Genomic DNA, 23,145 nt, shown 5'->3' with positions numbered 1-23,145 from the left:
CTGGTTCGGAAGCCCCCGCCTCCGGGCGCTTCCACGGCCGTGGAGCACATTGAGGCAGAATGCAGGGACACGAGCGTTGAACAGCCCGGAGGCCCTGGGTCACGAACAAGGCGGGTATCGGGGAGCGGCTTCGTGCCCCCGGGCCGCAAGGGCCGCCACCGAGGTCCGAGCCATGAGCACTGAACACAGCCTGGCCGAACTGCAGGAACTGGACCGCCAGCACTACCTGCACCCCTTCAGCGACCCCCGGCAGATCGCCGAGCGCGGCACGCGGGTCATCACCCGCGGCGAAGGCGTCTACATCTACGACACCGAGGGCCGGCAGATCCTCGACGCCATGTCCGGCCTCTGGTGCGTCAGCCTCGGCTACGGGCGGCGCGAGCTCATCGAGGCCGCGACCCGGCAGCTGGAAACGCTGCCCTACTACAACAGCTTCTTCCAGTGCAGCCACCCGCCCGCCATCGAGCTGGCGGCGCTGCTGGCCGATGTCGCGCCGCCGGGGTTCAGCCGCGTCTTCTATACGAACTCGGGGTCCGAGGCGAACGACACCGTGATCCGCATGGTGCGCCGCTACTGGGATATCCAGGGCCAGCCGGAGCGCAAGACCCTCATCAGCCGCCGCAACGCCTACCACGGCAGCACCATCGGCGGCATGAGCCTCGGCGGCATGCCCGCGCAGCAGGCGCAGGGCGACCTGCCCATCCCGGGCATCGCGCACATCGGCCAGCCCTACTGGTTCGAGGAGGGCGGCGGCCTGCACCCGGACGAGTTCGGCCTGAAGGTCGCGGGCGAGCTGGAAGCGAAGATCCTCGAGCTCGGCGCCGACCGGGTCGCGGCGTTCATCGGCGAGCCGGTGCAGGGCGCCGGCGGCGTCATCATCCCGCCGGATACCTACTGGCCGGAGATCCAGCGCATCTGCGACCAGTACGACATCCTGCTGGTGGCCGACGAAGTCATCACCGGCTTCGGCCGCCTCGGCGAATGGTTCGCCTCGCAGCACTACGCCATCGAGCCGGACCTGGTGATCTTCGCCAAGGCGGTGAATGGCGGCTACCTGCCGCTGGGGGGCGTGCTGGTGGGCGACCGGGTCGCCGATGCGCTGGTGGACGGCGGCGGGGAGTTCTTCCACGGCTTCACCCATTCCGGCAACCCGGTGGCCTGTGCCGTGGCCATCGCCGCGCTGCAGGTCATGCACGAGGAGGGCATCGTCGAGCGGGTGCGCGAGCGCATCGCGCCGTACTTCGCCAGCCGCTGGCAGTCGCTGGCCACGCATCCGCTGGTGGGCGAGGCCCGCTCCGTCGGCCTGCTGGGCGCGATCGAACTGGTGGCCGACCCGGCCACGCGGGCGCGCTTTCCGCCGGCGCTGCGGGTCGGCGAGACCTGCCGCGACACCAGCGTGGATCTCGGCCTGGTCATGCGCCATGTGCGCGACTCGCTGATCGTCGCGCCGCCGCTGGTCATCAGCGAGGCCCAGGTGGACGAGATGGTGGACAAGGCGCGGCGCACGCTCGACCGCGTCGCCCGCCGCCTGCGCCCGGGCGCCTGAGGCCGGCGCGGGCGCAGGGCATGACCGCGGGCTACCCGCCTTCCTGGTACCTGGAGACCGCCCGCGGCATCCGCGAGCGGCCGGCGCTCGCCGGCGACGGCGTGGCCGATGCCTGCGTCATCGGTGGCGGCTACACCGGCCTCTCGGCCGCGCTGCATCTCGCCGAACGCGGGCACTCGGTGGTGCTGCTGGAGGCACGGCGCATCGGCTGGGGTGCCTCCGGCCGCAACGGTGGCCAGGTGGGCAGCGGGCAGCGCCTCGGGCAGGCGGAACTCGAGGCCGGTTTCGGCCGCGATGCCGCGCGCCGGCTCTGGGAGCTTGCCGAGGAGGCCAAGGCCTGCGTGCGCGAGCGCGTCGCGCGGCACGCCATCGACTGCGGGCTGCGCAGCGGCCAGCTCATCGTGGCGGCGAAGCCCTCGCAGGCGGTGGCGCTGCGCGAACAAGCCGACCGGCTGGCACGCGACTATGGCTACGACCAGGCGAGCTACGTCCCGGCCGCCGGGCTGCCGGCGATGCTCGCCAGCCGCATCTACCATGGCGGCCTGCTCGACCGCGGCGCCCTGCACCTGCACCCGCTGAACTATGCGCTGGGCCTGGCGCGGGCCTGCGAGGCCGCCGGCGTGCGCATCCACGAGCACTCGGCGGTCCTCGGCTACACGCGCAGTGATCCCGTCATCGTGCGCACCGCGGCCGGCAGCGTGCGCGCGCGCCACCTGGTGCTCGGCTGCGATGCCCATCTAGGACGCCTCGAGCCGCGCATCGCCAGCCGCGTCCTGCCCATCGACAGCTTCATGCTGGCGACCGCGCCGCTCGGCGAGGCGCGCGCCCGCGCGCTGATCCGCGACGAGGTTTGCGTCCATGACAGCCGTTTCGTGGTCGATTACTTCCGCCTCACCGCCGACCACCGCCTGCTCTTCGGCGGTGGCGAGAGCTATGGCAGGAGCCTGCCGCGGGACATCGCCGCGCGGCTGCGCCCGCGGCTGCTGCGGGTGTTCCCGCAGCTCGCCGACGTCGCCATCGACCATGCCTGGGGCGGCGCCGTCGGCATCAGCCGCACCCGGCTGCCGCATTTCGGCCGGCTGCCGCCCAACGTGTTCTTCGCCCAGGGCTACTCCGGCCACGGCATCGGCATCGCCACCCTGGCCGGCCGGCTGATCGCCGAGGCGGTCGCCGGGCAGGCCGGGCGCTTCGATGTCATGGCCGGCCTGCCCGCGCCCGCCTGGCCGGGCGGCCGGCTGCTGCGCCGGCCGCTGCTGGCGCTGGGCATGGCGTATTACGCGCTGCGCGACCGCCTGTGAGCCGCCGCGACCGGTTTCTCGTACTGACAGGATTGTCATTCTGACGAGAGCTTGCTAGATTCCCTGGCGAATGGACGGAGAGGGTGGCGATGCCCGCCAGGAAGGCCACTGCAAGGCCCGGCAAGCAGCCCGTGGCGCGGCGCGCGGCGGACCACCGCACGCGCGTGGCCCGGCAGCGCCGGGAAAGAACCCGGGAGCGCATCCTCGAGAGTGCGCTGCATGTCTTCGCCGCGAAGGGCCCCGTCGCGCCGGTCATCGACGATTTCATCAGCGCCACCGGCATCGCGCGCGGCACCTTCTACAACTACTACCGCAGCACCGCGGAGCTCTTCGACGCCACGGCCAGGTGGCTCGAGGACGACCTGATCGTCTCCATCGTCCAGGCGATGGCGCCGCTGACGGACCCGGGCCTGCGGGTGGCGACCGGGCTGCGGCTGTGGCTGCTCAAGGCGCGCTCGGACCGCGCCTGGTGCGCCTTCATCTTCCGCAGCCGCTACCGCGGCGCACTGGTGGAGAAGGAGCTGACGCGCGACCTGCGCGCGGGCCTGCGCGGCGGCCAGTTCTCCTTCGACAGCATCCCGCTGGCGCGCGACTTCGTGGTCGGCGCCACCCTCGAGGGCATGGGGCGGCTGCTCGGGCGACGCGGGCGGCCCGATGTCGACGGCCTCGTCGCCATGATCCTGCGCGGGCTGGGCATGCGGGAAGCGGCGATCCGCGCCGCGCTGGCCAGGCCGCTGCCGGCGATGCGGCGACCGTCGCGGACATTGGGCTGAGGCGGCCTGCGGGCACACACAACATGCGGAGAACACCATGACACAGCAGGATTCAGCGGGAACCTTCAATCGCCGGGAGTTCCTCGCCGGCGCCGGCGCGGTCACGGCCGCGCTCGGCACCACGGGCGGGCTGGCGGCCACGGCAGCGGGTGAAGCCGCGGGCGGCGCAGCGCAGCCCGGTGCAGCCGGCCCGCCGTACAACATCCTGTTCCTGCTGACGGACCAGGAGCGGTTCTTCAGGCGGGGCGAGCTGCCGGATGGCTTCAGCCTGCCCGCGCACGAGCGGCTGGTGAAGCAGGGCACGACGTTCACCAACCACAGCATCAGCTCCTGCGTCTGCACGCCGTCGCGCTCGGTGCTGTACACCGGCCAGCACATCCAGCACACGCGGATGTTCGACAACACCAATTTCCCGTGGATCGACAGCATGTCGACCAGCCTGCCGACCATCGGCCACATGCTGCGCGATGCCGGCTACTACACGGCCTACAAGGGCAAGTGGCACCTGACCAAGGAGTTCGAGACCGTCAACAAGCTCGGCAGCCCGACCCGCATCTTCACCGCGGAGATGGAGGCATACGGCTTCTCGGACTACGTCGGGGTCGGCGACATCATCGCCCACCACCAGGGCGGCTACCTGCACGACGGGGTCATCGCCGCGATGGCCGGCAGCTGGCTGCGCGGCAGGGGCCGGGAGCTGGCGGGCCAGGGCAAGCCCTGGTTCCTCGCGGTGAACCTGGTCAACCCGCACGACGTCATGTTCTACGACACCGATGGCCCGGGCTCCACCGTGCAGGCCGCGAGCGGCCTGACCGACGTGGTGCGCGAACCGGACGATCCGCTCTATGCCCGGCAATGGCAGTTCGAGCTGCCGTCCAACCACGACCAGGCCATCGATGCGTCCGGCCGCCCGCGCGCGCACCACGACTTCCTGCGCTCGCACGATGCCCTGGTGGGCTCGATCCCCGACGAGCCGTCGCGCTGGCGGCGCCGCCACAATTACTACCTGAACTGCCTGCGCGACGTGGATCGCAACCTGTCGACGGTGCTGGCGGAGCTGGACGCCTCCGGCCTCGCGCAGCGCACGATCATCATCCTGACCTCCGACCATGGCGACATGGACGGCGCGCACAAGCTGCACGCGAAGGGCGCCGTCTCCTATCGCGAGCAGAACAACGTGCCGCTGGTGGTCGTGCATCCGGCCCGGCGTGGCGGCGGCAGCTGCCAGGCCGTCACCACGCACCTGGACATCGCCCCGACGCTGGTGGCCATGACGGGCGTCGAAGAATCGCGCCGCGCGCAGATCACCCGCGCCCTGCGGGGCCGGGACTTCTCCGGGCTGCTGGCCAGTCCGCAGCAGGCGCCGGTCGATGCGCTCAGGGACGGTGCGCTGTTCAACTACAACATGTTCGCCTACCTCGACGGGGACTTCCTCTGGAAGGCGGTCCAGTACATCAAGCAGGGCGGGGATCCCAAGGCACTGAAGGCGGCAGGCATCGTCCCGGACTTCGGCAAGCGTGGTGCCGTGCGCTCGGTGTACGACGGGCGCCACGTGTACGCGCGCTACTTCTCGCCAAAGCAGCACAACCGGCCGGAAACCATGGAGGCGCTGTTCCGGGTCAACGACGTCGAGCTGTACGACCTGCAGGCCGATCCGCTGCAGATGGTGAACCTCGCCATGGACCGCCGGCGCAACGGCGAGCTGCTCATGGCGATGAACCGGAAGCTCAACCGGCTCATCGACGAGGAGGTCGGCGAGGACAACGGCCAGATGCTGCCGGGAGGTGCCGAAGCCGGCTGGGAGGTCACCCCGGAAACCATGGCGCCCTGATGTGGCAGCCGATGCCGAAGCAGCCATGCCCGACGTCCTGACCGTCGCCGACACCGGCATCGACGCGCTGCGATCCCTGCTCCGCCCCCGGGGCATGGAGATCGTCGAGGTGCCGCCGGGAGCGCCGATCCCCGGCAGCTACTGGGGCGAGCCCGAGGCCGGGCTGCAGGGGCAGCGGCTGTACGTCCGCGCCGATACGCCGGTGCATTCGGCGCTGCACGAGGCCGCGCATTTCATCTGCATGGACGAGGCGCGCCGGCAGCGGCTCGACCGCGATGCGGGTGGCGACATCCCCGAGGAAAACGCCGTGTGCTACCTGCAGATCCTGCTGGCCGATGCCATCCCCGGCATGGGCCGCGAGCGCATGTGCGCCGACATGGATGCCTGGGGCTATACCTTCCGCCTCGGTTCGGCGGCGGCGTGGTTCGCGCAGGATGCGCAGGATGCGCGCGAGTGGCTGGAGGAACGGAGGCTGATGCCCTGAGGGGTGTCAAAGGTGTCGGTCACCTTGTTGGTGACCCCGGGCAGCATGGGTCATTTCCCGGCCAGCAAGCCGTCCAGTTCCCCCAGAACCCACTCTCGCGCACGGGTTCCGCCGGGCACGTCGGACTTCACGCCGTCGATCTTCAGGCGGGCAAACACGATCTGCCGGCCCTCCTTGTCTGCCCAGCCCACGAACCAGCCCTGGGGCCGGTTTTCGTCTTCCAGGCCATCGTCGCCGCGCAGCCAGCCGCTGCCGCTCTTGCCATGCACCAGCCACCCTCCGGCTGCCTGGTACTGCGGGATGGTGGCCAGCACCCTGTCGTAGGTCTGTGCAGATAGGGGCAGCTGGTGCGTAAGGAAGCGCCGCAGGAACTGCACCTGCTCCTCGGGGGAGATGGCCAGCGATGACATCAGCCACGACCGGGTCAGGCCGTCATGCTTGTCCGGATCACCTGCGATGTCCTGGTTGCCGTAGGCGAACTTCCTGACGTATTGCGCAAATCGCGCTTCTCCCAGCCGGGTGGTCAGTTGCTGCGAGAACCACACGACCGAGTCACGCTCCCAGAGTGCGGGATAGACCTCCTTGTAGGCCAGTTCCCTCGGCGAGGGGTGGTATTCCGGCTTCAGTTTCCAGGTGGGCGCCGTCGGCGACAGCAGGATGCCGCTGTCGAACCCCATGATGGCCAGGGCGATCTTGAAAGAAGAGCAGGGAGACACCCGCCGGCCGCATTCACCACTCCTGTAGAGGATGCTGCCGGTGGCGGCATCCGCGATGAGGGTGCATTCGAGCGTGCCGGACTCCCCGGATGCCATGGTGCGGACGGGAAGAAGCGCGAAAGCGATGGCCAGCAGGCACGGCAGCAGGAAGCGTGTCGCGGCCTCGTTCAACGGCTTCAGCGGTGTCATGCGGGTTTCCCTGTTTCGATGCCGTGAAGAATAAGCGAAATACCGAAGGCGGCGTCCCCGACGACCCCGCTTCGCCTCCCTGCGCGCTGCCGGCCCTTGTGGCGGCGGCCCTGCGGCTGCTAGCTTCGACGGCCTGCTTTCCGCTGGCCCTTCACCGGAGAACCGTCATGCAATACCGCAGCGCCTTCGCCCTGCTCGCCTGTTGCGCCCTCGGTGCCACCGCCTGGGCGGCCCGCGAGGCCAGCCCCTTTGCCGGGCCCGGCTTCCACCCGCGCGGTTCCTGGAGCGGTTTCGAAGGCCACGAGGCGGAGCTCGGCAAGGCGGTGGCGAAGGCCATCCTGGACGTCGCGCCGAAGCCGGCGAGGGAACTCGATTTCACCGGCCGCGAGCAGCAGCTCGGCCAGGGTGTCGCCACGGTGATCCGCACGCTCAACGTGGACTCGCCCTACCAGCACGAGACCAACGACGCACTGGTGAAGATGACGCTGAACTATATCCAGTTCGCCAGGGACCACGGCATGATCGAGGAGATGATCGATCATGACCTGCGCACCGAGATGCCGATGCTCAAGGCCAACGGCCGGCGGGTGGCGGAGAGCGGCGACATCGACATCGCACTGATGGCGGTCACCGAGCGCACCGCCTGCTTCTACCAGCTGGTGGAGGAGGTCCGGCGCGGCCCGCACCAGGTGAGCTACAGGTCACCCTACGGCACGGTGCTGCGCATGACACGCCAGCTCGGCCAGCACACACTGACCGAGCGGGAGATCCACGAGATCTACACCGTGCCGCGCCTGAGGCGGCAGGCCGAGCAGCTCGGCGTGGACTTCGAGGTAACGCCCTGGCAGGAAGACGGCTGGATCACCATCACGGTGAAGCCGCGGGCCAGGCTCTGAGGCCGGGCGTGGAGACTGCTGCCGTCCCCGCGCCCGCCTGCCCGGTGTGCGCCAGCGCATCCGCGCTGCTGGGGAGTGTGGATTTCAGCAAGAACTGCGAGGAGCGCCGCGGCCTGCGCCTGCCGGCGAGCGGGCGCCTCGTCGAATACCGCCTGTGCACGGCCTGCGGCCATGCCTTCGCGCCGGCGTTCGCCAGCTGGACGCCCGGGGACTTCCGGCGCGAGATCTACAACGGGCAGTACACGCTCGTCGATCCGGACTGGACCGGCGCGCGCGCCCGCGACAACGCCCTCTACCTCGGCAGCGCCTTCGGCCCGCGGGCCAGGGGCCTGCACCACCTCGACTACGGCGGCGGCGACGGCACGCTCAGCCGGCTGCTGCGCGAGGCCGGCTGGTCCTCGCAGTCCTACGATCCATTCGTGGACCACGGCATCGACCCGGCCAGCCTCGGCCGCTTCCCGTTCATCACCTGCTTCGAGGTGTTCGAGCATGTCGCCGATCCCCACGGCCTGGTGCATGACATCGCGGCGCTGCTGGCCCCCGACGGTCTGCTGATGTTCAGCACGCTGGTCTCCGACGGCGAGCTCAGCCCGGGCCAGCCGCCTTCCTGGTGGTACGCGGCGCCGCGCAACGGCCACATCAGCCTGTTCTCCAGCCGCAGCCTTGGCGCCCTCGCGCGCCGCCACGGCTTCAGCTGCGCCAGCGCCCAGGGCCTGCTGCACCTGTTCTGGCGCGGCGAATTCCCCGCCTGGGCGCGGCCGCTGCTCGGCCAGGCCTGAAGCCGTCGCCATGCCCGGCAAGCCCGAACCGGCGCGCCTGTACCAGGCAGGCCTCGCGCACCACCAGGCGGGGCGGCTGGCCGAGGCGGAGGCGGCGTACCGGCAGGTCCTCGCGCATTTCCCGCGGCAGCCCGATGCCCTGCACATGCTCGGCGTGCTCGCGCATCAGGCGGGCCGGCACGAGGTGGCGGTGGAGCTGATCGGCAAGGCGATCCGCATCGCGCCGAAGCAGGCGGCCTTCCACAACAACCTCGGCTCCTGCCACGAGGCGCGCGGTGACCTCGCCGCGGCGCTCGTTGCCTTCCGCCGCGCCATCGCGCTGCAGCCGGGCCTGCCCGAGGCGCACAACAACGTCGGCAACGTGCTGCAGGCGCTGGGCGATGCCGCCGGCGCCATCGCCGCCTATCGCCAGGCGCTGGCGCTGCGCCCGGACTACGCCGACGCGCACGACAACCTCGGCGCGGCGCTGCAGGCCGCCGGCCGTCCCGACGAGGCCATCGAGGCGCATCAGCGGGCACTGGCGTTGCGTCCGGATCATGCCGGCGCGCAGTGGAACCTGGCCTACGCGCTGCTCCTCAAGGGCGATTTCGCCGCGGGCTGGAAGCAGAACGAGTGGCGCTGGCGCGTCTCCGGACGACAGGCCGCTGAACCAGGCTGGAGCCAGCCGCTGTGGCTCGGCACGCCCACCCTGGCGGGACGCACGATCCTCGTGCACCACGAGCAGGGCCTCGGCGACACCCTGCAGATGCTGCGTTACGTGCCGCTGCTCGCCGCGCAGGGTGCGCGGGTGCTGCTGCGCATGCCGGCGACGCTCGCCGGCCTCGCGGCCACCGTGCCGGGCGTCGCCGCCGTACTGGAGGAGGGCGCGCCGCTGCCGCATTTCGACCTGCACTGCCCCTGCATGTCGCTGCCGCTGGCCTTCGGCACGCTGCTGGAGACCATCCCCGCCACCGTGCCCTACCTCCATGCGCCGGAGGCCGCGCGCCAGGCCTGGCAGGCCCGGCTCGGCCCGGCGAGGCGCCGGCGCATCGGCCTCGCCTGGGCCGGCTCCAGCGCGCACCGCAACGACCGCAACCGCAGCCTGCCGTTCGCGCGCCTCGCGCCGCTGCTCGGCTGCGATGCCGAGTTCCATTCACTGCAGAAGGAATACCGCCCCGGCGACGTAGCCGCGCTGCGCGCCGACGGCCGCCTCGTCGACCACGCCGCCGCCCTCGACACGCTCGCCGACACCGCCGGGCTCATCGCCGCGCTCGATCTCGTCATCACCGTGGACACCGCCATCGCCCATCTCGCCGGCGCCATGGGCCGGCCCGTGTGGCTGCTGCTGCCCCACGCGCCCGATTACCGCTGGCTGCTCGACCGCGACGACAGCCCCTGGTATCCCGGCATGCGGCTGTTCCGCCAGCCGGTGGCGGGAGATTGGGCGAGCGTGGTGGAGCGGGTGAAGCGGGCCAGTGCAGATGGCATCGGTTCCGGTCAGGGGTGAATGGCGCTAGACTGCAACACGAACTCGACCCGGGGGAGCCCGTGCGCGATCAGGACCAGGTCTGGCACTGGTCGCGGCGTCACATCTGTTGTCGCAAGCGGGAGGGAAGTGTTCATGCGCCGATATCTGCACTGTTGCGTTTTTGTGCTGTCGATTGGCCTCGCGTCGCCGGCCGTCGCGATCACGTGCTCCAGCCCGACCCTGAAGGGCGCATCCGGAGTCATCGGCAACAAGCACAGTTACAAGACTACTGGCGACTGCAGCTACACCTGGAGCGAGACCGAGTCCAGCCCCGGGAGTTCGACGACAAAGAACTACGCGCTGTCCTTCACCTACCTCGGGAGCGCGAGCTGGGACCGGCAGACTGGTGAAGCCGTGGAGCGGCTCAAGATCACGGGTGATTCGACCGCCGATCGTCATGCGCAGGCGACCTGCTCCCAGGATCCGTTCCTGAAGGATCCGCCCGGCGGGGCCGCAAAGTGCGGTCCCGTGAAGGTGCAGGTGGACGTCAAGTCGGGCGGCATCTACAAGCTGCTGACGAATGCCGAGTTCTGGTCCGCGAAGAAGCTCTCGCTGGCCGAAGCCCAGGCGCTCTCGGCCCTGCCCCCGCCGAGCCAGCCTCCGCCGCCGTCGAAGCCCAAGCCCGATGTCGTGGCGAGCAAGTCCATGCCCGCGGATGTGACCGTGGGCGATGCCGCGCCCGTCGGTGGCGCCGTTGGCGGCGCCGGCACGGGTATCGTGCGCGCGGACCAGCCGCCCCAGGACGCGGCGGGCCGGGCGGCCGTGATCGGGGAGATGCAGCGGGGTGCCGGGGCCGCAACGGGCCGGCCAACAGACGCGCGCCGTGCCACTTCACCGGTGGCGGGCAGCGGGCAGCGCGTGGCCAGCGCCGCGCCCGGCCTGGCGCGCGCGACGCAGATGGAGATCGAGGGCGAGGCCCTGGTGACCTCGGGCGCCTATGAGCTGGTTGGCGGACAGGCACGCGTGCAGCAGATGTCGGGCTTCGGCAGCGGCTGGGGTGGTGGCGCGCAGCTGTTCTGGAGCGAGGGTGCGCCGGGTGCGGTACTCGACCTGCTGGTGGACGTCCCGGCTGCATCGAAGTACGCGCTGGAGATCTACATGACTCGCGCGCCGGACTACGGCCAGATTCAGTTCGAGGTGGACGGCAAGCCAAGCGAAGTGACCTTCGACGGCATGGCGCCGCAGGTCATGACGAGCGGTCCGGTGCAGCTTGGCACCTTTCCGCTGCAGGCGGGGCAGCGGCGGGTCAGCCTGATGATCACCGGGAAGTACGCGCAGTCGAGCGGTTACTACGTGGGCATCGACAAGCTGCGGCTGTATCCGGCTGGTCCTCTCGACTGAAGCCTCACCCTCCGGTTCGGCAATCCCCGACTCTTCGATGGTCGCCAGGTTACCCCTTGATCCTTTTTCCGGGAGAGACACCATGACCAGCACCCGCATGTTCCTGTATACGTTGGTGGCTGCCGCGCTCGGCGCCTGCGGTGACGGAGGCAAGCCGCCGCCAGCGGCCGACGTGGCGCCAGATGCAGCGGCTCCGGTCGCGCCCACGCCGGCGCCAGCCGCAGAAGGCAGCGCGGACGGGATTACCGCCCGTGCCATGCTGGACGAGGCACTGGCCGAGGCGCAGAAGTGGGCGCCCGACGCCGAACTCGCCGGGGTGGCTACGAGCCTCGCCGACGGGCCGCGGCACGCTTTCTGGTTCTACGACGTGCAATCACGCGCCAGGGGTGCCTGCACCCGCATCCGCGCGCTGGCCAGCGGCCGTGTCGAGAATGTCGGCACGGGCGAGGAGTGCGTGCTGATGAAGCCGGTTGCCACCGGCTTCGTCGACAGCCCGCAGGCCTGGGACGCCGCGCGTGCCGCGGGCTTCGATCCCGGAGATTCGGCGCAGTTCGGTCTGCGCTTCCAGCGCGACGAGGCCCTGCCGCAGGCGCACGAGTGCTGGGTACTGTGGTCGGACGCCGACGGCGACGAGGCGACGGGCCTGACCCGCGGCTGGTGCGTGGATCCGGCGAGCGGCCAGTTCGTCGCCCGGCTTTCGGGCAAGGGCCGGCAGGAGCCGCTCAGGTAAGCTGCGTCCGCATGCGGCTGTTCCGCCAGCCGGTGGCGGGAGATTGGGCGAGCGTGGTGGAGCGGGTGGGTGACTCCCTGACGGAACTGCTGTCCGCGTGACCTTGTGCTTCGCGCCGACAGGCGTAGCATCCGGTGGCGGGGGTGCCGCATGTTGGGTACGGTGCTGCACGTCGAACGCCAACAGGGGAGGACTCCCGTCATGTTCGATTCAAGGCTCACCGGCCAGAAGCTCCTGCACATCCTGTCTCTGCTGGGCTGCAGTGCTGCGGCGATGGCCGCCAGTGACAGCGGACGCATCGAGGAGATCGTCGTCACCGCCGAGAAACGCGAGACCAGCCTGATGGAGACGCCGGCGGCGGTGTCGGCATTCGACACCGACACACTGCACGCGGCGGTAACCCGCGACATCAACGAAGTCGGCATGCTGACACCGACACTGATCGTCAACCAGGAGCTGGTGTCGAAGATCTTCGTGCGCGGCGTCGGCACGGAGAACCTGACCTCGGGCGGCGACCCGGGCGTGGCCCTGAACATCGATGGCCAGTACGTGGCGAGGACTTCCGCGGCCAACTTCGATCTCTACGACGTCGAGCGCGTGGAACTGCTGCGCGGGCCACAGGGCACGCTATATGGCCGCAATGCCACGGGCGGTGCGATCAACATCGTGACCCGGGCGCCGACCGCCGAATTCGGCGGCGATGTCCAGGCCGAGTACGGGAGCTACCACCACTACCGCCTCGGCGCGACGCTGAACGCCCCGCTCGTCGAGGACAAGCTGCTGGCGCGGGTCAGCGGTTTCACCAGCCAGCGCGATGGCTACACGCGCAACGAGGCGCCGGGGAAGGACCTCGACGACCAGGACCTCGACGCAGCGCGCCTGCGGCTGCGCTACCTGCCGATGGAGACGCTGACGGTCGACCTGATCGCCGACTTCTCGGATGCCGACAATCGCCAGGCGCCGTTCAAGATCCTCGAGAGCACGCCGTCGCTGTTCGAGCTGCCGCCATACAACGGCTACGATCCGGTCGACAGGCGCGCGGTTGCCCATGATACCGAGGACGTCATGAGCCAGAAGCAGCACAGCGCTGTCCTCCAGGTCAACTGGGACACGGGCAGTTCGACACTGACGTCGATAACCGGCTATCGCGACACCGATTTCTACTCGCTGTTCGACGGCGACTCGACCAATGGCTATTTCCAGAACTTCTACGATGATTCCGAGTTCGACCAGTTCAGCCAGGAACTGAGGCTGGCCTCCAATTCGACGACGCCGCTGGAGTGGCTGGTGGGCCTCTATTATTTCCACGATGACGGCACGTCGCGGGTGTTCATCGATCTGCCGGCCTTCGGCTTCGATATCGACCATCGTGCAGACATGAAGACCGAGGCCTATGCGGCCTTCGGTCAGGCCACCTACAGTCTCACCGAGCAGCTGCGCCTGACGTTCGGCCTGCGCTACAGCGATGAGCAACGCGACGCGCTGCAGGTCTCGGACTTCGGTTTCGGCAATGTACAGACGCAGGACATGAGCCGTGACGACGATGCCTGGACACCCAAGTTCGGCGTCGAGTATTCGCTGGACGCGGACACGCTGCTCTATGCCAACCTGACCAAGGGCTTCAAGAGCGGCGGCTTCGTCTTCAACGGCTACCAGCCGAGCTACGCGCCGGAGGAGGTCTGGGTGCTGGATGGCGGTGTCAAGGCGAAGCTCATGGATGGGCGCATGCAGGCCAGCCTGTCGACTTTCTACTACGACTACACGGACATGCAGGTCTCGGTATTCGAGCAGTTCGTCGGCACCATCAAGAATGCGGCGGACGCGACCATCTATGGCGTGGAGGCGGAAGTGGTTGCGCGACCCATGGAGGGATTCGACATCAACGCAGCGGTGTCACTGCTGCACACCGAGTACGACGAGTTCGTCACCCAGGATCCGACGCAGCCATCGGTACCATCGGTCAACCTGGCAGGCAACGAGCTGCCGAGGGCGCCGACCTTCGCTGCCACCCTGGGCATGGCGTACACGCAGGCTTTCTTCGACATCGGGTCGATCGTCTACCGGGTGGACTACCGGTACCAGGATTCGAGCTACTTCAACGCTTTCAACCGCAGCCGCTCCGAGCAGCCGGCCCTGAACCTGCTCGACGCGCGGATCAGCGTGACGAGCGAGGACGAGCACTGGGAGGCGGCCGTTTTCGGCAAAAACCTGCTGGACGAGTTCTACTACGCGACCATCCTGGAATCGGCGGTCGAGGTGGGGCGCCCGTTCGGCATCCTCGCGGCACCGAGGACCGTGGGCGCCCAGGTCGCCTATCACTTCTGATCCGGTGAATTAAGGTGCCAGTCACCTTTTTGAGCACCGCCATTCAAAGGAAACCGAACTTGGCAAAAAAACGCAAACGAGACATCGAAAAGAGCTATCCCAAGGCCCGGTTCGTGGAGAAGCTGCGGCGCCTGGCCGATGCCATCGAGAAGGGCGAACGCTTCGCCATCCAGGTCGCCGGCGAGCGGGTGTTCGTCCCGGCCCGTGCGGTGTTCAACATCGAGCACGAGCGCTCGGGCGGCGAGGAGGAGATCGAGTTCCAGATCAAGTGGTCGGGGGTGGAGTGAGCGGCGATCTCATTGCGCCGCCGTGAATGCCGATCCGCTCACCGCGGCCGCACCCGCCGCGTAGGCTGCGCCTGCCAGGGGTCGTCGGGCCAGTAGTGCTTCGGGTAGCGGCCCTTGAGTTCCTTCCTGACCTCCGGGTAACCGCGCTCCCAGAAACTCTTCAGGTCCTGCGTGACCTGCACCGGGCGTTGCGCGGGGGAGAGCAGTTTCATCAGCACCGGGACGCGGCCGCCGGCGATGCGCGGGGTGTCGGCGAGGCCGAAGCATTCCTGCAGCCGCACGGCGAGACTCGGCGTGTCGCCGTCCTGGTAGTCGAGCGCGATGCGCGAGCCGCTGGGCACGGCGAGGTGGGTGGGTGCGAGCTCGTCGAGGCGGCGCTGGCGCTCGTAGCCGAGGATGGCGTGCAGGGCGTCGGCGAGGGGCAGTCGCGCGAGGTGGTCGCGGCGCGAGAGGCCGTCGAGCCAGGGCAGCAGCCAGGACTCGAGGCTGGCGAGCAGCGCGGCGTCGCTGACGTCGGGCCAGGGTTCGCGGGGGTTGCTCTCCACCCGGCGCAGCAGCGCGATCCGCGCCTGCCAGCTGCGCAGCTCGCGGCTCCAGGGCAGGGCGCCGATGCCGAGTTCGCGGATGCCCTCGAGCATCGCGGCGGCCACCGCGGCGCTGTCCGGGCGGGCGAGCGGGGAGTCATCGAGCAGCAATTCACCGAGACGTCGCTGGCGGCGCGCCAGCACGGCCTGCTCGCGCGAATCCCAGGCGATGTGCTCGTCCGTGACGATCTGCGTCGCGAAGTGCTGGTCGATCTCCGCCGCGGTGAGCGGCGCGGCGAGGAAGATGCGCGCATCGCGCCCGCCGGCGTCGAGTTCGGCGGCGACGATGTACTCCGCGGTCGCCAGCGCCTGCGGTTCGCCGAAGTGCGCGCCGCGGCCGTTGGCGAGCTGGTAGCGGCCGGAACGCGGCTCGCGCCAGCGGCCGATGCGGTCCGGGTAGGCGCAGGCGAGGAGCCAGCCCGCCTGCTGCATGTCGATCTGCGTGTCGGCAGGCGCGAGGCGCAGCTGGCGGCGGAAGAACTCGGCCGTGCGGCGGGCATGGCGCAGGGCCTGCTGGTCGGCGTCGCCGCCGGAGCCGCCGGGGCCGAGCAGTTCGAGGCGGCTGCGGATGTCGGCATCGCGCGCGCGACCGCGCAGGATGTCGCGCTCGCCGAGCAGGGCGGCGAGAACCGAAGCCGTCACACCGGCACCGGCCTGCGCTCCGCGGAGCAGGAGGTGGGCGAGGCGGGGATGCGTGCCGAGGCGGGCCATCTCGCGGCCGTGTTCACTGATGCGGCCGGCGGCATCGAGCGCGCCGAGCGCGGTGAGCAGCTCGCGCGCCTGCGCCAGCGTGCCGGGCGGCGGCGCATCGAGCCAGGCGAGCGCGGCCGCATCGCTCGCGCCCCAGGCGGCGAGTTCCAGGGCCAGTGGCGCGAGGTCGGCCTCGAGGATCTCCGGCGGCGCGTGGGCGGCGAGCGCGCGATGCTGGGCCTCGGTCCACAGGCGCAGGCACACACCTGGTCCGAGCCTTCCTGCGCGGCCACGGCGCTGGTCGGCGGAGGCGCGCGCGATGCGCAGCGTCTCCAGGCGGCTCATGCCGCTGCCCGGGTCGAAGCGCGCGCGCCGCTCGAGGCCGGCATCGATCACCACGCGCACGCCTTCGATGGTGAGGCTGGTCTCGGCGATGTTGGTGGCGAGCACCACCTTGCGCTCGCCGGGCGGGCCCGGGGCGATGGCGCGGTCCTGTTCATCCTGCGAGAGGTCGCCATGGAGCGGCCGCACGCTCGTGCCCCGCGGCAGTGCCACCTCGCCCAGCGCGCCGGCCACGCGGCGGATCTCGCCCGCCCCGGGCAGGAACACGAGGATGTCGCCGGCTTCCTCGGCCAGCGCGCGGCGCACCGCACCCGCGGCGAGGCGGTCGGGGTACTCGTCGGTCGGGCGCGGCAGGTAGCGCGTCTCCACCGGGTAGGAGAGGCCCGGCGCGCCGATCACCGCATCGCTGCCGAGCAGGCGGGCCACGGCCGCGGTGTCCAGCGTCGCCGACATCACCAGCACCCGCAGGTCCGGGCGCAGGTGGCGCTGGCAATCGAGCACCAGCGCGAGGCCGAGGTCGGCCTGCAGGCTGCGCTCGTGGAACTCGTCGAAGATCACGCAGCCGACCTGCTCCAGCGCCGGGTCGCGCTGCAGCTGGCGGGTGAGGATGCCCTCGGTCACCACCTCGATGCGGGTCCGCGGGCCGACGCGGCTGTCCATGCGCATGCGGTAGCCCGCGGTGTCGCCGACGCGCTCGCCGAGCAGGCTGGCGATGCGCGCGGCCACGGCGCGCGCGGCGAGGCGGCGCGGCTCGAGCATGAGGATGCGCCGGCCGGCGAGCCAGGGTGCCGCGAGCAGGGCCGGTGGCACGCCCGTGCTCTTGCCGGCGCCGGGGGGCGCGTGCAGCACGGCATTGCCCGCGGCCAGCGCGGCGTGCAGCGCGGGCAGGGCCTCGGTGATGGGCAGGGGCGTGGCGCTCACGGCGCGCATTCTAGAACGTGGGTGGCCGCAGGCCGCATAATCCATGCTTCCCGAGTGAGCCGGCGATCCTGCCCATGACCATGCCATCTCCCGATCCAGTGAACGGTGCCGGTAACGGTGCCGGCAACGGCGCCACCGGCACCGCGCCCGGCATCGAGCTGGCGGCCGTGCTGCTGCGCGCGGTCCGCTTCGAGTCGCAGCTCGATCTCGGTGCGCCGGTCTCCGCGCCGCCGCAGGTCGCGGTGACGGCGGGCTACCAGCAGGAACCGCTGGCGAACGGCGCCTTCGCGGTCGTGCTGGTGCTGCGCGCGGTGGGCCGGGCCGGCGAGGCGCCGCTGTTCACGGCGGGCATCGAGCAGACCGCCGTGGTGAAGACGGCCGGACTCGCTGCCGGCGAGGCCGCGGACTGGGTGGCGGCGCGGGCGCCGGCGCGGCTGTATCCCTACGCCCGCCAGGCGCTCGAAGACCTGCTCGGCAACAGCCAGTTCACCGGCTTCCGGCTGGGTGTCAGCTGCCCGCCGCTCGTGCCCGTGGCGGCCGGGGACGCAGCGGCCGCCGGCTGAGCCGTCCTGCTCAGGCGAAATCCGCCAGCGGCAGCCTTGCGCTGACCAGCAGGCCACCGCCCGGCCTTGCCGCCGCCGCGACCGTGCCATCGTGGGCCTCGAACACGCGCCGCGCGATGGCGAGGCCGAGCCCGGTGCCGGTGGCCGGCCCGCCGCTGCCCGGGGCGCGGAAGTAGGGCTCGAAGATCCGCTGCAGGAAGGCCTCGGGCACGCCTGGTCCGCGGTCGGCGATGCCGATCAGCGCCATGCCGCCCTCGCTGCGCGCGGAGACCTCCACGCTGGCGCCCGGCGGGCTGTAGCGGATGGCATTGCGCAGGATGTTCTCCAGCCCGCTGCGCAGGAGCGCGGGGTCCCCCACCACGGTGGGGTTGTCGCGGACATCGAGGCGCAGCTCGCAGCCGCGGGCCGTGGCCTCGATCTGCTCGACACGCACGAGATCGGCGAGCAGCTCGCCGACCCGCACCAGGCGGCGCTGGATCTCCGCGGCACTGCCCAGGCGCGAGAAGCGCAGCACGTCGCCGATCACCTGGTCGAGGCGCCCGAGTTCCTCCTCGATGCGGCCACGCTCGGTCTCGCCGAGGCCGCCGCGATGCGCGGCCAGCGCCACCGCCGCCTGCAGGCGCGCCAGCGGCGAGCGCAGCTCGTGCGAGAGCTCGGCCATCAGTTGCTGCCGCCCCTCCAGCAGGCCGACGATCTGGTCGGCCATGGTGTTGAAGTCGCGCGCCAGGTCGCCGAGTTCGTCGCGCCTGCCGGTGATGCCCGCGGGCAGCCGCGCCTCGAGCCGGCCGGAGGCGAGCTGGCGCACCGCGGTCTGCAGCTCGCCCACGGGGCGGCCGAAGGCGCCGGCCACCAGCCAGGCGACCGTGCCGACCACCAGCAGGGCCGCGAGGATCAGCCCGAAGGTGATCGCCGGGCTGCCCCAGATGGTGATGCCCTTGGGCAGCACGAGGAAGGTGTAGCTGGCGCCGTCCGGGCCGATGATCTGCGGCGCCAGCCGCACCGGCCGGTAGTTGCTGCCGGGCTCGTCGGGCGGGCCCACCACCGAATTGCGCACGAAGCCCTCGAGATAGGCCGGCATCGTCCGGCCGAGAATGTCGCGGCTCTGCGCATCGAGCACGAAGACGGTGGCGCCGGCCGGCACCTGCGTGCCGGCCAGCCAGCGCTCCAGCGCCGGACGCCCGCCTTCGGCCAGCACCGCGGCCGCCTCCTGCCCGAGCGGGCCCTGGCGGGTCTGCACGTAGCTGGCGAGCTCGGCCGAGGCGAGCAGCGCGACGCTGCCGACGGCCAGCGCGAGAAAGGCCGCCAGCGCGGTGCCGACGTAGAACGCCATCCGGGCATAGATGCGCGGCGCGGGGATGTTCACCGTTCAGCCGTTCCCGGCCGGCACATCGAGCACGTAGCCATGGCCGCGCAGGCCGCGGATGCAGCGGCCCGGCACACCGGCCTCGTCGAGCTTGCGGCGCAGCTTGCTCACCAGCGTGTCGATGCTGCGGTCATAGGCTTCCATCGGCCGGTCGAGCGCCAGTTCCGTCAGCCGCGCGCGCGACAGCACTTCGCCGGGGCTGCGCATCAGCTGCTCCATGACGCGCATCTCCGCGGCGGTGACGTTGAGCGGCGCGCCCTGGGCGCGCAGCACGCGGGTGCGCAGGTCCAGCTCCAGTGGCCCGGCGCTGAGCACATGGGCGGCGGGGGCGGCTACCCGCGAACGCTTCAGCACCGCGCGGATCCGCGCCGCCAGTTCCAGCGGGTTGCAGGGCTTGGCGAGGTAGTCATCGGCACCGCCGAGCAGGCCGACGATGCGCTCGGACTCCTCGCCGCGGGCGGTGAGCATGATGACCGGCAGCTCCTGGTGCTCGGGGCGCTGGCGCAGCTGGCGCAGGGCCTCGAAGCCGCTCATGCCGGGCATCATCACATCGAGCACCAGCAGGTCGGGCGGATCGGTGGCGATGCGCGCCAGTGCGGACTCGGCATCCGGCAGCGTGTCGACGCGAAAGCCCTGCAGTTCGAGGAACTCGCGCAGCATGGCCACCAGGCCCGCGTCATCGTCGACCAGCAGCAGCCGCGGTGCTGCACTGTCGCTGGCCGTGACGCGGTTCTCACCCACGGGAACGATTGCCTGTCATTGCGTCCTGTTGACCTGCTGTTGACACTGTGCCGTCGCCGCCCTTCCTAGACTGGCCGCGAACGCCCGCCATTAACCTACAGGAAAGCGGGCCGCGGCAAAATCCGAGGAGGCACGCATCATGAGTACACCCGGCGCAAGCGCTGTCCCGACGTCCGGCAACCGGCTGATGAACCTGCTGTACCGGCCGCCCTGGGTGGGCCTGCTGGCCTTCGCCATCGTCTTCGTGGTGCAGGCGCTGGGCCACACCGTGATGATCGTCATGGAAGAGGTCTGGCCGGGCCCGGGCTACGTGCTGCAGTCCGCGTTCGCACTCGGCGCCGTGGGGGCGGTGATGCTGTTCTACGGCATGCGCAGCCGCTCCGAGGTCGCCGCGACCTGGCTGGGCTTCTGGGCCGGCACGCTGCTGTGGACCGGCTGGATCGAGTTCTCCTTCGTCTGGGCCGGTGACTTCCTCGGCGTGCAGGACCTCATGGATCCGAACGTCGCGGGCGAGATCGCCACCAAGGCCGAGTACCTGGTGATGATGTCCTCGGTCGGCATCATGTTCGCCACGCTTGCCTACTTCCTCCTCAACAAGGAGACCAAGTGCAACTTCTTCCTCTGGTTCCAGAGGAACCTGAGCCTGCGCGTCGGCAAGCCCAACCCCAGGCACGAGCGCAACTTCGCGGCGATCACCGCGCTGGAGACCATCTACATCATCTGGTTCTTCTACCTGCTGCTGCTGTTCATCTACGACGAGAACATCCTCGGCGACCAGCACCCGGTGACCTACGGCATCTTCTTCCTCAACGTGATCTGGGCGGTGTACCTGTTCCAGCGGCTGATGAAGTTCTGGAAGGTGACCACGGCCATCCGCTACGGCATCCCCACGGCCATCGTCGCCTGGAACGTGGTGGAACTCGCGGGGCGCTGGCACCTGTTCACCGAGTTCTGGGAGAAGCCCCAGGAGTTCTGGCTGGAGATGAGCCTGCTCACCGCAGGCATCGTCATCGCCGCGCTGCTGGCGGCCCGCACGCCGGCCCACAAGAAGGCCGAGCTGTCGCGCCAGAAGCTGGCCAGCGAGGCGGGCCAGGCCGCCCGGTAGCCACGGGGGTTCGAGCCGCGTAGTCTGCCCCCGGGCCCGCAAGGCCCGGGGGCTTTTTCTTGGGCAACTGTTACCTCGCGCTCGACCAGGGCGGGCACGCCAGCCGCGCCATCCTCTTCGATTCCGCGGGAACGAAGCTGGATGAGGCCTTCGCGCCGGTCGGCACGAGGCGGGACGAGGCTGGCGACATCGTCGAGCACGATGCCGGCGAACTGATCGATTCCCTGCGCACGGCCATGGCGGCGGTGCTGGCGCGGGCCCGGGCGGCCGGGCGCGGCATCGTCGCGGCCGGGCTCGCCACCCAGCGCTCGAGCATGGCCTGCTGGAGCCGCGGCAGCGGCGCCGCGCTGGCGCCGGTGATCTCCTGGCAGGACCGGCGCAACGCCGCCTGGCTCACGACCCTGGAGCCGCGCCGCGACTGGATCCGCGAGCGCACCGGCCTGGTGCTCTCGCCGCACTACGGCGCGAGCAAGATGCGCTGGTGCCTGGAGCACCTGCCGGCGGTGCGGCGGGCGGCCGCCGCGGGCGACCTGATGATGGGTCCGCTCGCGGCATTCATCACCAGCGCGCTGGCGCGCGAGCGGCCGCTGCTCGCCGATCCCGCCAATGCCTCGCGCACCCAGCTCTGGGACCCGCGCCAGCGCGACTGGTCGGACGAGCTGCTGGCGCTGTTCGGTGTGCCGCGGGCCGTGCTGCCACGCTGCGTGACCAGCCGCCATGCCTTCGGCACGCTGGAGGCCGCCGGGATGGAGGTGCCGCTCGCTGTGGTGACCGGCGACCAGTCCGCGGTGCCCTTCGCCTTCGGCCCGCTCGATGCGGCGACCGCCTACGTCAATGCCGGCACCGGTGCCTTCGTGCAGCGCGCCATCCGCGGCCGCCTGCCCGAGGCGCCGCGCCTGCTGGCGAGCGTGGTGTGGTCCGATGCGGCGAACGTGGACTACATGCTCGAGGGCACGGTGAACGGCGCGGGCAGCGCGCTCGCCTGGCTCGCGGAACGCGAGGGCAGGGAGGTGGCGGCACTGCTCGCGGCCGCCGCGGCGCAGACCGCGGCGCCGGAGCCGCCGCTGTTCCTCAACGGCGTGTCGGGGCTCGGTGCGCCCTACTGGGTGAGCGGCTTCGAGCCGCGCTTCATCGGCGAGGGCGATGCCGGCGCCAGGGCGCTGGCGGTACTCGAGAGCGTCGTCTTCCTGCTGGTGGTGAACCTCGACGAGCTGCGTCAGCAGGGGCCGGCGCTGGAGCGTATCGTGCTCACCGGCGGGCTCGCGGCAAACCCGCTGTTCTGTCAGCGCCTCGCGGACCTGTCCGGCCTGCCGGTCTGGCGCAGCGAGGAGCCCGAGGCCACCGCCCGTGGCCTCGCCTGGCTGCTCGCCGGTGGCGCGGAGGCCTGGCCGGCGGCCGGCAGCGGGTTCACGCCCAGGGCGGATGCCGCGCTGGCGGCGCGCTTCGGCCGCTGGCGCCGCGCGCTGGAGGCGGCGCTGGCCGCCTGATCGCGCCTTCGCCCCGATCGACCCGATGCGCCCGCTGCCCCGCCGCTTCTATGACCGCGACACCACCACCGTGGCGCGCGAGCTGCTCGGCATGCATCTCGTGCACCTGGTGCGCGGCGTGGCACGCATCGGCCGCATCGTCGAGACCGAGGCCTACCTCGGGCCACAGGATCTCGCCGCCCATTCGGCGCGGGGCCGCACCGCGCGCACCGAAGTCATGTTTGGGCCACCCGGCCACGCCTATGTCTACCTGATCTACGGCATGTACCACTGCTTCAACGTGGTGACGGAAGCCGAGGGCCATGCCAGCGCGGTGCTGGTGCGGGCGCTGGAGCCGGTGCAGGGGCTGCAGGGCCGGAGCAACGGCCCGGGCCTGCTGTGCCGGGCGATGGGCCTGGACCGCCGCCACAGCGGCCATGACCTGCTGAGCGCGGATCTCCATATCGCGCGCCCGGCGAAGCGGCCGGCGTTTGCCATCGTGCGCCGCCCGCGCATCGGCGTCGACTACGCCGGGCCCTGGGCGCGGCGGCTGCTGCGCTTCTACATCGAGGGCAGTCCGCAGGTGTCGCGCCCCTGAGCCGACCCTGAGCCGACCCCGGGTCGGTGATCGGCCAGTCATGGGCCAGCCATAGGCTAGGATGGGCCGC

At 70.8% G+C, this 23,145-nt stretch carries 20 protein-coding genes; 16 read left to right on the top strand and 4 right to left on the bottom strand.

Annotation, left to right across the window (positions count from 1 at the left end):
• Window positions 1-172 precede the first annotated feature (172 nt).
• The 5 genes from HRU81_11035 to HRU81_11015 all read left to right on the top strand — a co-directional run bounded on the left by HRU81_11035 (window position 173) and on the right by HRU81_11015 (window position 5,932).
• Window positions 173-1,546 carry an aspartate aminotransferase family protein gene (locus HRU81_11035; GenBank protein QOJ32598.1) on the top strand — a complete coding sequence of 458 codons (1,374 nt, stop codon included), beginning with the start codon at window positions 173-175 and terminating at the stop codon, window positions 1,544-1,546.
• Between the two features lie 20 nt (window positions 1,547-1,566).
• Complete coding sequence (locus tag HRU81_11030; protein QOJ32597.1) at window positions 1,567-2,844, top strand: FAD-binding oxidoreductase; 1,278 nt, start codon at window positions 1,567-1,569, stop codon at window positions 2,842-2,844.
• Between the two features lie 89 nt (window positions 2,845-2,933).
• On the top strand, window positions 2,934-3,617 hold the full coding sequence (locus HRU81_11025) for a TetR/AcrR family transcriptional regulator (protein QOJ32596.1): 684 nt from the start codon (window positions 2,934-2,936) through the stop codon (window positions 3,615-3,617).
• Window positions 3,618-3,654: 37 nt separating this feature from the next.
• Window positions 3,655-5,448 (top strand): sulfatase-like hydrolase/transferase, encoded by a 1,794-nt coding sequence (locus HRU81_11020; protein QOJ32595.1) that lies wholly within the window; start codon window positions 3,655-3,657, stop codon window positions 5,446-5,448.
• A gap of 25 nt (window positions 5,449-5,473) precedes the next feature.
• A complete protein-coding gene (locus HRU81_11015; protein ID QOJ32594.1) occupies window positions 5,474-5,932 on the top strand; it encodes a hypothetical protein in 459 nt (152 codons plus the stop codon).
• Window positions 5,933-5,982: 50 nt separating this feature from the next.
• Here HRU81_11015 and blaOXA read toward each other — a convergent pair whose 3' ends face one another.
• On the bottom strand, window positions 5,983-6,837 hold the full coding sequence (blaOXA, locus tag HRU81_11010; GenBank protein QOJ32593.1) for a class D beta-lactamase: 855 nt from the start codon (window positions 6,835-6,837) through the stop codon (window positions 5,983-5,985).
• Window positions 6,838-7,004: 167 nt separating this feature from the next.
• On the opposite strand from blaOXA, the gene HRU81_11005 reads away from it, so the two are divergent.
• From HRU81_11005 to HRU81_10975, 7 genes are all read left to right on the top strand, one after another.
• The gene (locus tag HRU81_11005) at window positions 7,005-7,733 is read left to right on the top strand and encodes a hypothetical protein (GenBank protein ID QOJ32592.1); all 729 of its coding nucleotides are present in this window, start codon (window positions 7,005-7,007) and stop codon (window positions 7,731-7,733) included.
• An 8-nt stretch (window positions 7,734-7,741) separates the two neighbouring features.
• A complete protein-coding gene (locus HRU81_11000; GenBank protein ID QOJ32591.1) occupies window positions 7,742-8,512 on the top strand; it encodes a class I SAM-dependent methyltransferase in 771 nt (256 codons plus the stop codon).
• Between the two features lie 10 nt (window positions 8,513-8,522).
• Complete coding sequence (locus HRU81_10995; protein QOJ32590.1) at window positions 8,523-9,998, top strand: glycosyltransferase family protein; 1,476 nt, start codon at window positions 8,523-8,525, stop codon at window positions 9,996-9,998.
• Between the two features lie 114 nt (window positions 9,999-10,112).
• A complete protein-coding gene (locus HRU81_10990) occupies window positions 10,113-11,360 on the top strand; it encodes a hypothetical protein (GenBank protein ID QOJ32589.1) in 1,248 nt (415 codons plus the stop codon).
• 82 nt (window positions 11,361-11,442) lie between these two features.
• Window positions 11,443-12,090, top strand: a complete 648-nt coding sequence (locus HRU81_10985; GenBank protein QOJ32588.1) for a hypothetical protein — start codon at window positions 11,443-11,445, stop codon at window positions 12,088-12,090.
• 201 nt (window positions 12,091-12,291) lie between these two features.
• Window positions 12,292-14,415, top strand: coding sequence for a TonB-dependent receptor (locus HRU81_10980; GenBank protein QOJ32587.1), 2,124 nt, complete (start codon window positions 12,292-12,294; stop codon window positions 14,413-14,415).
• 59 nt (window positions 14,416-14,474) lie between these two features.
• The gene (locus HRU81_10975; GenBank protein ID QOJ32586.1) at window positions 14,475-14,702 is read left to right on the top strand and encodes an amphi-Trp domain-containing protein; all 228 of its coding nucleotides are present in this window, start codon (window positions 14,475-14,477) and stop codon (window positions 14,700-14,702) included.
• Window positions 14,703-14,740: 38 nt separating this feature from the next.
• Here HRU81_10975 and hrpB read toward each other — a convergent pair whose 3' ends face one another.
• A complete protein-coding gene (gene hrpB, locus HRU81_10970) occupies window positions 14,741-17,248 on the bottom strand; it encodes an ATP-dependent helicase HrpB (GenBank protein ID QOJ32585.1) in 2,508 nt (835 codons plus the stop codon).
• 65 nt (window positions 17,249-17,313) lie between these two features.
• Here hrpB and HRU81_10965 point away from each other — a divergent pair, with 65 nt between their 5' ends.
• Entirely contained in the window at window positions 17,314-17,802 is a 489-nt protein-coding gene (locus tag HRU81_10965) for a protein-export chaperone SecB (protein ID QOJ32584.1), read from the top strand.
• A 10-nt stretch (window positions 17,803-17,812) separates the two neighbouring features.
• Here the strand turns inward: HRU81_10965 and HRU81_10960 are convergent, their stop codons facing one another.
• Together HRU81_10960 and HRU81_10955 are read right to left on the bottom strand one after the other, a co-directional pair.
• A complete protein-coding gene (locus tag HRU81_10960; protein ID QOJ32583.1) occupies window positions 17,813-19,165 on the bottom strand; it encodes a HAMP domain-containing protein in 1,353 nt (450 codons plus the stop codon).
• A gap of 3 nt (window positions 19,166-19,168) precedes the next feature.
• The gene (locus tag HRU81_10955; protein ID QOJ33381.1) at window positions 19,169-19,825 is read right to left on the bottom strand and encodes a response regulator transcription factor; all 657 of its coding nucleotides are present in this window, start codon (window positions 19,823-19,825) and stop codon (window positions 19,169-19,171) included.
• Window positions 19,826-20,045: 220 nt separating this feature from the next.
• On the opposite strand from HRU81_10955, the gene HRU81_10950 reads away from it, so the two are divergent.
• From HRU81_10950 to HRU81_10940, 3 genes are read left to right on the top strand one after another with little or no spacing between them, the layout of a single operon-like run.
• Entirely contained in the window at window positions 20,046-21,011 is a 966-nt protein-coding gene (locus tag HRU81_10950) for a hypothetical protein (GenBank protein QOJ32582.1), read from the top strand.
• Window positions 21,012-21,070: 59 nt separating this feature from the next.
• A complete protein-coding gene (locus HRU81_10945; protein QOJ32581.1) occupies window positions 21,071-22,498 on the top strand; it encodes a hypothetical protein in 1,428 nt (475 codons plus the stop codon).
• 25 nt (window positions 22,499-22,523) lie between these two features.
• Window positions 22,524-23,075 (top strand): DNA-3-methyladenine glycosylase, encoded by a 552-nt coding sequence (locus HRU81_10940; GenBank protein ID QOJ32580.1) that lies wholly within the window; start codon window positions 22,524-22,526, stop codon window positions 23,073-23,075.
• The last annotated feature ends 70 nt before the right edge of the window (window positions 23,076-23,145 follow it).

The organism is Gammaproteobacteria bacterium, from assembly GCA_015709695.1.
Lineage (GTDB): Bacteria > Pseudomonadota > Gammaproteobacteria > Steroidobacterales.
This window is presented reverse-complemented; position numbering and strand designations above follow the sequence as displayed.